The 15,413-nt window shown below is 30.5% G+C and carries 13 protein-coding genes; 2 read left to right on the forward strand and 11 right to left on the reverse strand.

All coding sequences use genetic code 11. The annotated features are described in order from the left end of the window. Position 1 precedes the first annotated feature (1 nt). Genes AABJ49_RS05885 through AABJ49_RS05905 form a run of 5 tightly spaced genes read right to left on the reverse strand, consistent with a single transcriptional unit; the run spans position 2 to position 4,309 of the window. Entirely contained in the window at positions 2–364 is a 363-nt protein-coding gene (locus AABJ49_RS05885; protein WP_338376916.1) for a nuclear transport factor 2 family protein, read from the reverse strand. Between the two features lie 39 nt (positions 365–403). Continuing rightward, the gene (locus tag AABJ49_RS05890; RefSeq protein ID WP_338376917.1) at positions 404–1,309 is read right to left on the reverse strand and encodes a pseudouridine synthase; all 906 of its coding nucleotides are present in this window, start codon (positions 1,307–1,309) and stop codon (positions 404–406) included. Positions 1,310–1,337: 28 nt separating this feature from the next. Beyond that, positions 1,338–2,258, reverse strand: coding sequence for a geranylgeranylglycerol-phosphate geranylgeranyltransferase (locus AABJ49_RS05895; RefSeq protein ID WP_338376919.1), 921 nt, complete (start codon positions 2,256–2,258; stop codon positions 1,338–1,340). 1 nt (position 2,259) lies between these two features. Further along, entirely contained in the window at positions 2,260–3,198 is a 939-nt protein-coding gene (locus AABJ49_RS05900) for a mevalonate kinase (RefSeq protein WP_338376921.1), read from the reverse strand. Between the two features lie 34 nt (positions 3,199–3,232). After that, complete coding sequence (locus AABJ49_RS05905; protein WP_338376923.1) at positions 3,233–4,309, reverse strand: diphosphomevalonate decarboxylase; 1,077 nt, start codon at positions 4,307–4,309, stop codon at positions 3,233–3,235. Between the two features lie 81 nt (positions 4,310–4,390). Here AABJ49_RS05905 and AABJ49_RS05910 point away from each other — a divergent pair, with 81 nt between their 5' ends. Together AABJ49_RS05910 and AABJ49_RS05915 are read left to right on the forward strand one after the other, a co-directional pair. Further along, entirely contained in the window at positions 4,391–4,867 is a 477-nt protein-coding gene (locus AABJ49_RS05910) for a TspO/MBR family protein (RefSeq protein ID WP_338376925.1), read from the forward strand. Between the two features lie 123 nt (positions 4,868–4,990). Further along, positions 4,991–5,539 (forward strand): hypothetical protein, encoded by a 549-nt coding sequence (locus tag AABJ49_RS05915; protein WP_338376927.1) that lies wholly within the window; start codon positions 4,991–4,993, stop codon positions 5,537–5,539. A gap of 29 nt (positions 5,540–5,568) precedes the next feature. On the opposite strand, the gene AABJ49_RS05920 is transcribed toward AABJ49_RS05915, so the two are convergent. From AABJ49_RS05920 to AABJ49_RS05945, 6 genes are all read right to left on the reverse strand, one after another. Beyond that, positions 5,569–6,780 carry an NAD(P)/FAD-dependent oxidoreductase gene (locus tag AABJ49_RS05920; RefSeq protein WP_338376929.1) on the reverse strand — a complete coding sequence of 404 codons (1,212 nt, stop codon included), beginning with the start codon at positions 6,778–6,780 and terminating at the stop codon, positions 5,569–5,571. Between the two features lie 83 nt (positions 6,781–6,863). After that, positions 6,864–7,562 carry a glycerophosphodiester phosphodiesterase family protein gene (locus tag AABJ49_RS05925; RefSeq protein WP_338376931.1) on the reverse strand — a complete coding sequence of 233 codons (699 nt, stop codon included), beginning with the start codon at positions 7,560–7,562 and terminating at the stop codon, positions 6,864–6,866. 67 nt (positions 7,563–7,629) lie between these two features. Then, positions 7,630–9,075, reverse strand: coding sequence for an alpha-amylase family glycosyl hydrolase (locus tag AABJ49_RS05930; RefSeq protein WP_338376933.1), 1,446 nt, complete (start codon positions 9,073–9,075; stop codon positions 7,630–7,632). A gap of 7 nt (positions 9,076–9,082) precedes the next feature. Beyond that, positions 9,083–10,918, reverse strand: coding sequence for a glycoside hydrolase family 13 protein (locus tag AABJ49_RS05935; RefSeq protein WP_338376935.1), 1,836 nt, complete (start codon positions 10,916–10,918; stop codon positions 9,083–9,085). A 46-nt stretch (positions 10,919–10,964) separates the two neighbouring features. Next, on the reverse strand, positions 10,965–13,076 hold the full coding sequence (locus AABJ49_RS05940) for a glycoside hydrolase family 97 protein (RefSeq protein WP_338376937.1): 2,112 nt from the start codon (positions 13,074–13,076) through the stop codon (positions 10,965–10,967). Positions 13,077–13,080: 4 nt separating this feature from the next. Then, positions 13,081–15,375 carry a glycoside hydrolase family 65 protein gene (locus tag AABJ49_RS05945; RefSeq protein ID WP_338376938.1) on the reverse strand — a complete coding sequence of 765 codons (2,295 nt, stop codon included), beginning with the start codon at positions 15,373–15,375 and terminating at the stop codon, positions 13,081–13,083. Positions 15,376–15,413 lie beyond the last annotated feature (38 nt).

The following is a 15,413-nucleotide window of genomic DNA, read 5'->3' on the forward strand; positions in this document are numbered from 1 at the left end:
ATTATCCGTGATATACTCTTGATTTTATAATTTTTCCATCTTTAATTTCTAAAACTTCAGCCACTAACATATCTTCTTCTCCTTCCACTTTTCTAACATATTCCATGAAAACTCTGTCTGAATTTGCTGTCAAAGAAGTTAATTCATATTTTAATGTTGGTAATCTATCAAATGCATCTTGCCACCAAACTCGCATTGCTTCAATTCCAATTACGAAACCATTAGTTTCTGGTTGACGAATTTTTAGTTTTGGACTAAAATGCTGTGCATCGTTTTCGTATAACGATAATAATTTTTCTAATTGCTTATTATTAAAGGCTTCAAACCAACGAAAAGCAATTGACTGTAAAGATTCTGGTGTCATATATGGATTAAAAAATCCCGAAATTTTCGGGATTGAGTTTTAGATATTTTTGATATTTATAATTTCTTGTTCTGTCAAGAAACGATAATTTCCTCTTGGTAAATTCTTTTTGGTCAAACCTGCAAAAGTGACTCTGTCTAATTTAATAACATCATATTTTAAGTATTCGAATATTTTTCTAATTACCTTTATATTAGCTGTTTTCATTTTGATACCAATTTCACTTTTTGGCTGATTTTCAATATAACTTACTTCCTCCACATAAACTCTGTGGTTTTCAATTGTTAATCCTGAAGTTATTTTTTCTAAATCTTCAAAACGTAAATTCTTATCTAAAGTAACTTGATATAACTTACTTGTTTTTTGATTAGGTTCTGTAAATTTTCGGATAACATCTGTGTCATTAGTAAATAACAATAAACCTGTAGTTGTTTTATCCATTCTTCCGACAGGTTGAATTTTTGCTTTTGTAGCTCCACGAACTAAATCTAAAACACTTGGTGCGTTTTTATCATCATCACCAGCAGTTGAAAAGTTTTTAGGTTTGTTTAATAAGATATATTCTTTTTTCTCAGGATTTAATCTTGCTCCATCAAAAACAACCTCATCGTTTAATTTTACTTTGTAACCCATTTCAGTTACAACAATGCCATTTACTTTTACATTACCACTTTGGATGTAAATATCAGCATCTCTTCTACTACAAACACCTGAGTTTGAAATATATTTATTCAAACGCATTTCATCAGGATTCTTTGGAGTTTTAGGTGCTTGGTTTGGTTTTTTCTCTGCCTTAATTTCAGGTTTTGAATCTGGTTTTACTTTTGAACTTGCCTTCTTACGAATTGGTGCATTTCCTCTAGAAGTACTCGGCTTTTTTGCTCCACCTTGTCTTGAAGAAGTTCCTTTTTTCTTATCGTTATTATTTCCTTGATGACGCGTCATTTTATTCTAATTTTTTGCAAAGATATAACTAATAAGCGGAAATCAATTTTTTTCCGTGTAACAAAACTGAAGGCTCAATTAAAACAATACAAAAAACTCCAGCTACAATGATGAATTTTAATAAAAAATGAAGTTTTAAATATTCTGGTTTTGTTTTGGCTTTTCCTAGTTGAATCAGAAAAAATAATAAAACCAGTAAGCTTATATAGAAATAAATGTCCATGTAACCAATATTGAATACATCTACCAAATAATAAACTGGTATTACCGTCAATATTGTCAATACAGAAATAATATATTTAGCGGTTTTCTCACCAAATAAAACAGGAATTGTTTTATAATTAGAAGCCAGATCTCCTTCAATATTTTCTAAATCTTTGATTAATTCTCTAATTAATATTAATAAATATAAAAACATAGCATGTGCAAAAATGACATGATAAAAGTTTTTATAATACAATAAAATACCAAAAAAAGGCAAAACTGCTAAAACTGCTGCCGTAAAATTTCCTATGATTGGATATTTTTTTAGTTTATGCGAATAGAACCAAATTAAGAAAATATAAGCAGAAAAAAATAAAGAAGCTCTCCAAGAAACTATTCCAGCAATTAGAACTACTATGAAATTTATGGCAAAATATACTTTAAGTTTTGTTTGTTGACTTACCAATCTATCAATCATTGCCTTTCGTGGTCTATTGATTAGATCTTTTTTAGCATCATAAAAATTATTGATGATATAACCTGAAGCTATTGTCAATGATGAAGCTAGAACTAGAATAAAAAGTTGATAATCTAAAATTACTTCTAACGCTCTTATTTCTGGAGAAAGAATGAAGATTGCAGCCAAATATTGTGCTAGAACAATTACAAAAATATTGTATCCTCTAACAACAGAAAAAAAGCTTAAAATTTTAGTAAGAAATAATTTTGACTTTCTAGATAACATCTTAAAACTGATAAACTACTTCTAATTTATAGTCTTTCAGTGATGCTTTTGCTTTCTCTAAATCTTGGGTAAATCCTAAAATATAGCCACCACCACCAGAACCACAAAGCTTCAAGTAATAATCGTTTGTTTCAATTCCGTTTTGCCAAAGCGTGTGAAATTGTTCGGGAATCATAGGTTTAAAATTATTTAAAACTACTTTAGATAATTTTTTAGTATTGGCAAACAAAGATTTGATATCACCATGTAAAAAGTTTTCTACACAAGCGTCTGTATGTTTGATAAATTGAGATTTCAACATTTTTCGGAAACCTTGATCTTTTAAGTTTTCCATGAAAATATTTACCATTGGAGCAGTTTCTCCAATAATTCCAGAATCTAATAAGAACACAGCTCCTTTCCCATCTAAACTTTGTAATGGAATTCCGGTTGCTTCAATATTGTCTTTTGAATTAATAAGAATTGGCAAACTCAAATAACTATTTAAAGGATCTAAACCTGAACTTTTTCCATGGAAAAATGATTCCATCTGCGCGAAAATAGCTTTTAATTGTAATAACTTATCTCTTGTAAGGTTTTCTAAAACTGTGATTTTATCAGAAACATATTTATCATAAATAGCTGCAACAAGTGCACCACTACTTCCTACTCCATAACCTTGTGGAATACTTGAATCAAAATACATTCCATTTGCTATATCACTTTTTAAAGTTTCTATATCAAACTGAACTAATGTTGGTTGCTCAACTTGTAATTGTGCTAAATAGTCTGAAAAAAGCTCTAAACTTTTGTTAGATTTTATAGCTTCTTCAGAAGGATTTTCATCTTTCTTTAAAGCTCCATTATAAAAATTATAAGGAATTGAAAGCCCTTTTGAGTCTTCAATAATTCCATATTCTCCGAAGAGTAATATTTTTGAGTAAAATAATGGTCCTTTCATAGTTTTTTTGATTGGGTTATGTAAAGTTACGAAATTATTTTGATTCAGCACCTTCTCCAATTTCGTCACAAATATACTGACCATTTTGACAAAAGTCAACTAATTCATCTTGAATAAATTGTAAAACTTTTACGCTAACGTTTTCGGGATATAATACATGTACATTAGCTCCAGCATCTAACGTAAAACAAACTGGAATATTATTTTCGTTTCTAAACTTCCAAATTCTATTGATTATTTCTAATGTATTTGGTTTCATTAAAATAAAATAGGGCATTGAAGTCATCATCATTGCATGAAGTGTTAAAGCTTCACTTTCCACAATTTTAATGAATTCTTCTATATTCCCTTCTGATAAAATTTTAGTGATTTTGGCCAAATTATCATGAGCTTGTTCAAAACGTTTCTCGGCATAAGGATGACCAAACATCAAATCGTGCCCAATAGTACTTGAAACTTGCTTTTCTCCTTTATCTACTAATAAAATTGTGTCTTGGTAATTTTTGAATTTTGAATGAACTTCATTAAATTCTACTCCAAATAAATCTGAACTTTCTTTAATTGTGTCATTATTTCCCCAAACTACAACTTGTCCTTTTATGCTTCTACAAGCACTTCCACTTCCTAAACGAGCTAAAAATGAAGCTTTTTTATGAAATAAATCTTCTGTTAAATTAGGATTGATTTCTTTTTCCAAACACATTACATTCATTGCCAAAGCTGCCATTCCAGATGCAGAAGAAGCTATTCCAGAACTATGTGGAAATGTATTCTCTGTATCAATAACAATATGATATTCTTTCAAATAAGGGCAATATTTTTCAATTCGTTGAAAAAACTTTAAGATTTTTGGCTTAAAATCTTCTTTTGGTTTTCCTTCAAATAATAAATCAAATGAGAAATCATTATTTGACTCTTTTTTTACAAAATTTACTTTAGTAATAGTTTTGCAATTGTTTAATGTAAAACTTATGGATGGATTAGCTGGAATTTGATTTTCCTTTTTTCCCCAATATTTTACTAAAGCAATGTTACTTGGAGCACTACACTCAAAAGTTGCCGTTTCAATACTTGAATAATTTGATGCAATAAAATCCTGTTCGGAAATCATAATGTAAAATTTTAACAAAGATACTTTTTTTGTCTGTTTATTAAATTGATATTTCGTTAATTTGTATAAAACATTTGAAAAATGAATAAGTACTTGAAAATAATAATTTGTGTGGCAATTTGCTTAACTGTTGGATATTTATCATCAATCGTAACTCAATCAAGTATTAAAACTTGGTATCCTACTATTGAGAAGCCTTCTTTCAATCCACCTAATTGGGTTTTTGCACCAGTTTGGACATTACTTTTTATTTTAATGGGTATTGCAGCTGGATTAGTTTGGGATAAAATTACTTCAGACAATGAATTGGTTAAAAAAGGGTTGTTCTTTTTTACAATTCAATTAGCCCTAAATGCTTTATGGTCTTATTTGTTTTTTGGATTAAATAATATTTTGTTGGCAAGTATTGAAATTGTACTATTGTTATTAATAATTTATGAAACATATCTGATTTTCAAGAAAATAAACAAGTACGCTTCCTATATGCTAATTCCATACCTTATGTGGGTTAGTTTTGCTACTGTTTTGACTATTTCAATTTACTTTTTAAATAAATAAAAAGTCATACCTAAATACAAACATTTAATTTACAGATATTTAATATTGTCTTATTAGTATTTTTTCTTATTTTTATAGGATATAAAATTTCTAATTTACTTAATTAAACATCTATTTATGGAAATGACTTCTTTATTAACCTTTGGAATTGTTGCAATTATTTGTGGTGTTATAGGCTATTTCATTGGCAAAGGCAACAACAAAACTTTACAAAATGATGATCATAACTACGAAAGTGATCTTGAAGCTTGTAAACAAAGAAACATTCAATTGCAAAATGATTTAGAAACTTTGCGATCTCAAGAAAAAAAATCGACTGCTAAAAAAACCAATTTTGTTTCAGAACCCAATATTCCAAATGCTATAATTGCATTTAATGCTAATGAAGCAAAGGCTGTTTTTGGAAAAAAAATTAAAGAAGATGATTTGAAAATTGTGGAAGGAATTGGTCCAAAAATTGAAGAATTATTCAAAACTTCTGGAATTCTTACTTGGAAAAGACTGTCAGAAACTTCAGTTGACCGATGTAATAAAATATTAGACAAAGCAGGAGAAAGATATAGAATTCATGATCCAGGAACTTGGCCTAGACAAGCTCAATTAGCATATGAAGGCAAATGGCAAGAATTAAAATCATGGCAAGAGAGACTTGATAAAGGCAAAGAAAAATAATTTTAGAACCTTGTGAATACAAGGTTTTTTTATGCAATAGATTGAGCTACAATAAAACCACCTGTCCATGCATTTTGAAAATTGAATCCACCAGTTATGGCATCAATATTTAAAATTTCTCCAGCAAAATATATATTTGGAATAACTTTACTTTCCATAGTTTTAAAATTGACTTCTTTTAAATCAATTCCACCTGCAGTTACAAATTCTTCTTTGAAGGTGCTTTTTCCATTAACTTGAAATTCTCCAGCAGTCAATTGATTGGCCAAAGCATTTAATTGTGTTTTATTACAATCAGCCCATTTTGTTTCTGCTGAAATTCCTGAGGCTAAAACTAAGCGTTCCCACAAACGGTTTGGCATTTCAAAAGGAGATTTTTTTGAAATTACTTTTTTAGCATTTTCAATTTTAATATCTTTTAATAAATCTATACATTCTTCAAAAGTGGTTTCATTTAACCAGTTTACTAGAATCGCAAAATGATAATTTTTATCGAATAATTCTCTTGCTCCCCAAGCTGAAAGTCTTAATATTCCAGGTCCAGATAATCCCCAATGTGTAATTAATAAAGGTCCTGAAGCTTCTAATTTTGATTTTTTTACTTTGACAGACGCAAATGTTGATAATCCCATTAAATCTTTTAATCGCGCATCTTTTACATTAAATGTAAACAAAGAAGGAACAGCTGAAACAATTGAATGTCCTAAATTTTCAAGCATTTCCCATATTTTAGGGTTGCTTCCAGTTGTCATCACAATTTTTTCTGCTAAAAATGTATCTGAATTAGTCTGTACTTTAAAATGAGTTTCCGTTTGATAAATGGATTGTACGCTTTGGCTTGTGAGTATATCAATACCTAAATCTTTTGTGGCTTTCGTAAAACAATCGATTATAGTTTGCGAAGAATCTGATTCAGGAAACATTCTTCCGTCTTCTTCAATTTTTAAGGTAACTCCATGTTTTTCAAACCATTCGATTGTATCTCCAGAACAAAATTGATGAAATGGGCCACGCAATTCCTTTTCACCTCTTGGATAAAATTTTACTAATTCATTGGGTACAAAACAAGCATGAGTGACATTACATCTTCCACCACCAGAAATTCTAACTTTTTCTAAAACGGTTTTTCCTCTTTCTAGAATCGCAACTTTTAAAGTAGGATTATTTTCTACCACATTTATTGCTGTAAAAAAACCTGCTGCTCCACCACCAATAATAAGTATGTCGTAATTAGAATTCAATGTTTTATTTTTTTGCAAATATCGTGATTTTATTTTGACCGCAAATTCGCTAATTATTAAATGATTTTTCTTAATTGAAATAGCTATAAGCAAGAATGAATTCTATCTGGGAAATTGCAAAACATTCCATCTACACCAAAATAGATAGCTTCTTTTATGTCTGTAATTTCATTAACCGTGTAAGTGTAAACTTCAAAACCATTGTTCTGAATTTCTTCGACTTCATTCTTCGTAAGTGTAAAAAACCATGGATTTATGGCAATTGCGTTTAATTTTTTAGCGATTGGAATTGCGTTTAAATGATTTTGCTCAGACAAAACAGCAATTGGAGTTTTAGGATTCAATTTTCTAAATGTTTTTAATTCTTCCCAATTAAAGCTTGAAATTAGAAAATGATGATTTTGAAAGTTATGTGTCTGTATGAATTCTTGAATGATTTTATGTGTTGGTTTTGCTGTATTTTGTCCTTTTAATTCAATATTTATTGGAACTCTTTTGTTTATAAATTCTATAACTTGAATTAAAGTTGGAATTTGATGATTTCCAATTAGATTGATGTTTTTCACTTCTTCTAAAGTTAAATCTTCAATATTTTCTAACGAAGATGCTAATCTTTTTAAGGTTTTATCATGAAAAACGACAACTTCACCTGTTTTAATAACATAAACATCAATTTCTATCATATCCACAAACAAGTCTAATGCTTTTTGAAACGACAAAAGAGTGTTTTCGGTTTCGTAACCCATTGCTCCTCGATGTCCTATGATTATTGATTTTTTCATTACTATAAAAATACAAAAAAACACCAACCTTTCGATTGATGTTTTTGTAATTTAATGTTAAGAAAACCTATTCAGTCAAAATATAATACTGCCAAGGTTTTAATGGATAAATTTGTTTCTCATTTAAATCGATAGTTTCTCCAGTTAAAACATCTTTATAGCTTCCATTTAAAGAAACACTTACATCCATAGGTTTTGATGATAAATTAGCCATATAAATGATTTTTTTACCATCTTTTTCTCTTTCAAAAACCAATACATTTTTATCATTAGATGTTTTTATTCTTGTGTAAGAAGCTTTGTTCTTTCCTCCATTTAAAGCAATATTTGTGTTTTTTAAAGTTCCTAGTTTAGCTCTAAAATCCCATTCTTTTCCTTTTGTTTTTGGAATTGAATCTTTTTCAAAAAATTTTAAACTGTGATTTAAACCGTATTCATTTCCACTATAAATTAATGGCATTCCTGGTGCTACATAAGACAATGCTGTCAATGCTTCTTCTGCTTTTCCTAATCTACTTTGAACCGTTCCATTCCAAGAATTTTCATCATGATTGTCCACAAAACTCATCAAAATATCATTTGCTTCATACTTGTTGTTATCCTCTTCAATGAATTTATCCCAATCGATAGCATTTTTTTTACCTTTAGCAATATCGTTTATTAAGTGATGACTTGTCCAGTTATAACCCATATCAAATAAATTGTCTTTCATTAATTCGGGTTGCCAAGCTTCAGCTAACATGAAAATATTTTTTTCTTTTCTCAATACTGGAATAGTTTCCTTCCAAAAATCTGTTGGCACATTACTAGCCACATCGCAACGGAAACCATCAACATTTTCATTCTTAATCCAATGCAACATATCGTTTGCCATTGCTGCACGAAGGTCTTGGTTATCGTAATTCAAATCCGCAACATCTGTCCAACCCCAAGATTTTCCGGTTTCTGGATTTATTGGATCAATGATTTCGCCTTTTTCGTTTTTAGTATAGTATTCTGGATGTTCTTTTATCCAAACGTGATCCCAACCGGTATGATTTGGCACCCAATCCAAAATAACATAAATGCCATTTTCGTGAGCTGTTTGCACCATTTTTCTAAAATCTTCAATGGTTCCAAATTCTGGATTTACTTTTTTGAAATCGGAAACTGCGTAATAACTTCCCAAATATTTTGATTGTTCTTCTTTTGGCATTTCTGAGGCAAATTTGCTTTCATCTCCACCTGTAGCTTTTCTTTTGGTTTCTGAAATTGGAAAAATAGGCATTACCCATATAATTTTCACACCTAATTCTTTTAGTTTTGGAATGTCTTTTGTGAATTCATTAAAAGTTCCTTCTGGAGAATATTGACGAATGTTTACTTCATAAATCACCGCGTTTTCTTCAACTTCTGGAGAAAATTGTGCGATTTCTGATTTTATTTCTTCTGTTGAAGTTTCTGTTTCTTTTGCTTCTTTTTTACAACTAATTAAAACTGTAAAAAGCAATGCGGCTAAAAATATTTTTTTCATAATAAACTTATTTCAATTCTAAAATTAAACTTGATTTTCCTTCAATTAATAATTCGTTTTTCAAATCGATTGTTTTTCCTGAAAGAATATCATTACCAGAAGAAAATGATTTAATGTTTTCTTCAAAACGCGAAAGATTTAATTTCTGATTATCTTTAGAATTATTAACAACAACCATCACGCTTTCAACATCATTATGACGGAAATAAACGTAAACATTATTTTCTGGAATGTAGTGCGTCAATTTTCCTGTGTGAATTACTTCTTTATTTTTTCTCCAATTCAATATCTTTTTAGAAAAATCAAAATATTGTTTTTGAGAAGCTGTTCTTCCAGAATTAGTAAAAGCATTGTTTGTATCACCTTTCCATCCACCAGGAAAATCTTGACGAATGTCTGCATCACCTTTCCCTTTATCTCCAGCCATTCCAATTTCTGAACCATAATAAATTTGTGGAATTCCTCGCATTGTTGCTAAAATGGTCATTCCTAATTGATACTTCGTAAAATCATTTTTATAGATTTCATTAAAACGTCCTGTATCATGATTTTCTAGAAAAATCAACAAATTATTTGGGTTTTCGTATAAAAAGTCATTTACAAAATTCTCATAAAACTTGATTGTTCCATCACTCCAAGAAGCATTATCTTCATTGAAAACATTTCCAAAAACATCGTGTAAAGTAAAGTCCATTACACTTGGTAAGTAAGAATTATAACTTTGAATATCAGCAATTGGACTGTCCTTTTGCCAATACGAAATTTGAGCTTGATCGTGCATCCAAACTTCTCCAACTATATTGAAATAAGGATATTCATCCATTACTGCTTTGGTCCATTTTGCAATTCCGTCTTTATCACAATACGAATACGTATCTACTCTAAAACCATCTAAATCTGCAAATTCTACCCACCAAATGGCATTTTGAATTAAGTAATTCAATACTAAAGGATTCGATTGATTTAAATCGGGCATACTTGGCACAAACCAACCATCCATACAATATTTAGCATCTCGTTTTGAACCATTAATATCATACTGTGTGGTCATTCTATAATTGCTTTGCGCGTAACCTGGAAATTGATGAAACCAATCGTAAGTTGGCATATCTTTAAACATCCAATGTTCTGCACCCCAATGATTCGTTACATAATCTTTGATTAATTTCATGCCACGTTTATGCATTTCAACTGATAATCTTTTATAATCTTCATTACTTCCATAACGTGCATCTATTTGGTATACATCCGATTGTCCGTAAGTATGATACGAGTAGCCTTTGTCGTTATCTTCACACATTGGTGTTGACCAAATAGCGGTTGCTCCTAATTCATTGATGTAATCTAAATGATCAATAATTCCTTGTACATCACCACCATGTCTTCCACCCGGCAAACTTCTATTGGCTTTTTCTTGAAGATTTTGAGAAGAATCGTTGGATTCATTTCCGTTGGCAAAACGATCGGGCATTAATAAATAAACTACATCTGAAGCATCAAACCCTTTTCTTAAAGCTGAATTTTCTCTTCTCTTTTTAATTTCAAAATTTTTAAAAAATGTCTTTTTCCCGTTTTTAAAAGTAAATTTCAACGTTTGAGCAGCAACATTTTTTGTGTCAATTGTAACGAAAAGATAATTTGGGTTTTCTGTTTTTGTAACGTTTGTAATTACAACATCATTTGAAATTGAAACTGTATTTTCGGCTATATTTTTTCCGTAGAATAAAACTTGAATTTCACTTTTATGCATGCCTTCGTACCAAAATGGTGGTTCCATCTTGTCGATTTGAGCGAAAGTGAAAGTTGCTATTAAAAGGAAGAAAACTGTTATTTGTTTTTTCATGTTTAATTATTTAGATGCTGAATCAAGTTCAGCATGACAAAAGAATTTATTTTACTTCAACAATACTTATTGCGTAACCACCAGCTGCAGCTGAAGTCATTTTTAATTTTGACTTATTAGTTACTTTTTGTTTGGTGATTTTATAGGCTTGTGGATTGGTTTTATAATCGGCATCTTTAGCATCAGCGTATATAGTTGCTTCATATTTTTTACCTTTTTCAAGGAAATCTAAACTAATTGTTGATGTTCTTGGATTAACTCCATTGTTATTTCCAATAAACCAATTGTTAGAATTTTTATCTTTTCTAGCGATAGTGATGTAATATCCTGGTTCTGCTTCTAAATATTTAGATTCAGTCCATTCTACTGGAACATCTTTAATGAATTGAAAAGCATCTAAAAAGCGATTGTAGTTTTCTGGCAAATCGGCTGCCATTTGCAATGGTGAATACATTGTAACATATAAACCTAATTGATTAGCTAAAGTTGTATTTACATGTGAATTGTTGTTTGGATTTAATTTAGAAATATCCATTTCAAAAATTCCTGGAGTGTAATCCATTGGTCCACCCATTAATCTTGTAAAGGGTAAAATTGTTGTGTGATTTGGTTTTGAACCACCAAAAGCTTGAAACTCAGTTCCACGAGCTGATTCATTTCCAATTAAATTTGGATAAGTTCTAGCTATTCCTGTTGGACGAACCGCTTCATGTGCATTGACCATGATTTTATAATCTGCTGCTTTTTCAAGAGCATATTGGTAATGATTCACAATCCATTGGCTGTAATGATGTTCTCCTCTTGGTAGCATATTTCCAACGTAACCACTTTTTACAGCATCATATCCGTTGTCTTTCATAAATTGATACGCTTTATCCATGTGACGTTCATAATTTCTTGCTGAACCAGAAGTTTCATGGTGCATAATCATTTTAATTCCTTTTGATTTTGCGTAAGCGTGAATTCCTTTTACATCAAAGTCTGGATAAGGTGTCACGAAATCAAAAACATAATCTTTGGATTGACCGAACCAATCTTCCCAACCTTCATTCCAACCTTCGACTAAAACACCATCAAATCCGTGAAGTGCTGCAAAATCAATTAATTCTTTAACGTGCTTTGTGTTTGCAGCGTGAGTTCCATTTGGTTTTGCTTTAGAATAATCCGTAACTCCTAATTGAATAGACGGAAAATCATTGGTATATGACCAAGAACTTTTTCCTGTTATCATTTCCCACCAAACGCCCACATATTTTACTGGTTTTATCCAAGAAATATCTTCAATTTTACAAGGTTCGTTTAAGTTTAAAGTCATTCTTGATGCTAAAATATCACGAGCATCATAACTAATTACCAAAGTTCTCCAAGGTGAAACGCAAGGTGTTTGCATGTAACCTTTATCACCTTTTGCATCTGGAGTTAAATGCGATTGAAAAACAAACGTTTTATCATTCAAATCTAAACTCATGCACGAATAATTAATCAAAGCTGCTTCGTGAAGATTGATGTAAATTCCCTCAGAAGTTTTCATCATTAAAGAAGTTTGAACTCCAGTATCAGAAAATTGTTGTTGTGAAGCGTTATCTGTTACAGCTTTTTTGAATAATCCTCTAATTTCAGATAATTTACTTTCCGTATAATCATATTCTTGTGTATCATAATCTCCTGGAATCCAAAAAGCTTTATGATCACCAGTCATGGCAAATTCTGTACGCTCTTCTTTTATGACAAAATATACTAGATTTTTTTGTTGTGGAAATTCATATCTAAATCCTAAACCATCATTAAATAAACGAAAACGAATAATCATTTCTCTTTCAGTTTCATTTTGTTTTAGAGTTATGGCTAATTCATTATAATGATTTTGAATTTGAGTTTCTTCACCCCAAACGGTTTTCCATGTTTCATTGAATGTTGATGGAGTTGTACTTACAACTTTGAAATCATTTAAAAGTGATTTTGCATCGTTTTTAAGTTCTAATCCTAGTTTACTCGACTTTATAACTTCCTTATTTAAGTATGAAAGTTGATATGTTGGAGTTCCATCACTTAATAAAGAGAATTTCATAGTGAAATTTCCGTTTGGTGATTTGAATTCTTGAGCGTTTCCAAAAATTGAAACTAGAATTGTGAAAATTAAAACTAAAAACTGCTTCATTGTATTATAATTTAACTAATTGTGATTTTCCATTTACTAAAACTTCAATTTCTTGATTACCCTCAACGTTTACTTTTGTTTCCTCGTGATTGACTTCAACTTTAACAATTGCATTTCTGAAATTCACTTTAAACGAATAAGCGTTCCACTCTTTTGGGATTTTTGGTTCAAAATGCAATTGATTATTTTTAACTCGCATGCCTCCAAAACCTTCCACGATACTCATCCAAGTTCCAGCCATTGAAGTAATGTGTAAGCCTTCATGAACTTCTTTGTTATAATCGTCTAAATCCAAACGTGAAGTTCGTAAATAGAATGTATAAGCCTGTTCCATTCGACCTAAAACAGCCGCTTGAATTGAGTGAACACATGGAGAAAGCGAACTTTCATGCACTGTAAATGGTTCGTAAAAATCGAAATGTTTTTCTAATTGTTCTTTGGTAAAATGATCTTCAAAAAAGTAGAAACCTTGTAATGTATCTGCTTGTTTGATGTAAGGTGAACGTAAAATTCTGTCCCAACTCCATTTTTGGTTAATTGGTCGTTGTGATTTATCTAAATTGGCAACTGTAACTAATTCTTTATCTAAGAAGCCATCTTGTTGTAAATAAACTCCATGTTCTTCTGAATATGGAAAATACATATTATCCGCTACTTTTTTCATTTCTGAAATTTCAGCTGTAGCTAGATTAACCTTATTTAAAATTCTAGTATAATCTGATGGATATTCTTTTTCTATTTTGCTGATTTGTTCAATCGTATAATCGATACACCATTTAGCAATATAATTTGTGTACCAATTGTTATTTACGTTGTTTTCGTATTCATTTGGACCAGTCACACCCAAAATTACATATTGATTTTTAGCTGTTGAGAAGTTAGCTCTTTGATGCCAAAAACGTGCAATTCCAATTAAAACTTCCAAACCTTTTTCTGGAATGTATGAATAATCTCCTGTGTAACGATAATAATTGAAAATCGCGAAAGCAATAGCTCCGTTTCTATGAATTTCTTCGTGCGTGATTTCCCATTCGTTGTGACATTCTTCACCATTCATGGTAACCATTGGATATAAAGCTGCACCGTTTTTGAAACACAAATTATTTTGAGCGTTTTCGATGGCTTTATCTAATTGATTGAAACGGTAAGTCAATAAATTCCTTGCAACATTTTGATCTTTGGTTGCCATGTAAAAAGGAATACAATACGCTTCAGTGTCCCAATAAGTTGATCCACCATATTTTTCTCCTGTAAAACCTTTTGGACCAATATTTAATCTAGAATCTTTCCCTAAATAGGTTTGATTTAAATGGAAAATATTAAAACGAATACCTTGTTGGGCTTTTACATCGCCATCAATTGTAATATCACTCATTTCCCAAATTTTTGCCCAAGAATCGATTTGATTTTGAAGTAATTTTTCATAACCCAATTCAAGTCCATTATCAATTACTTTTTGAGCAACATTTATTAATTGCTGCTCATCATGATTAGTTGAAACGGTGTAACCTCCTAATTTTTGAATAGCAATAGTTTGTCCTTCTGAAACAGCAAATTCATAAGAAAACTGGGTTTTAGTTTCTGATGTTTCAATGTTTGTAGGATTAACATCTGAAACTTTTCCATTTACCAGAAAGGTATTATGCATAAAAGTACAAGCAGTGAAATTCGTCTTTAATGTTTTTGAAACTATAAATCCAGAATTTTGTTTGTTTTTTATTTCTAAAATATCCCAAAATTTGTCATCCCAATTGGTATCTTCATTGGTGATTCCTGCATCAACATAAGGTTTGAAAACTATTTTCGCATCTTGATTTAAAGCTTTAACTTCGTAATTGATTACACCTAATTCGTCTAAATCTAAAGATAAAAATCGCTTTACATTTACACCAACTTGCGTACCATTTTGCAAAGTAGCTTCAAAAGAACGTGTATAAACACCTTCTTTCATATTTAATTCTCTTCTAAAGTTTTTCACTTCAGAACAAGTTGCTAAATCTAATTGTTCACCGTTGATTTCGATATCAATTCCAATCCAATTAGGAGCATTTAATACTTTGGCAAAATATTGAGGATAACCATTTTTCCACCAACCTACACGCGTTTTGTCTGGATAATAAACTCCCGCAATATAACTTCCTTGGAATGTTTTACCTGCATACGATTCTTCAAAATTAGCACGTTGCCCCATAGCTCCGTTACCAATACTGAAAAGACTTTCAGATGATTTCACTCTACTTGCATCAAATCCTTCTTCTATGATGGACCAATTATCTGGTTTTATATAATCTTGGTTCATTCTTTATTTTGTTTAGTTGTTTAATCGTTTAACTATTC

Source organism: uncultured Flavobacterium sp. (assembly GCF_963922255.1).
Lineage (GTDB): Bacteria > Bacteroidota > Bacteroidia > Flavobacteriales > Flavobacteriaceae > Flavobacterium.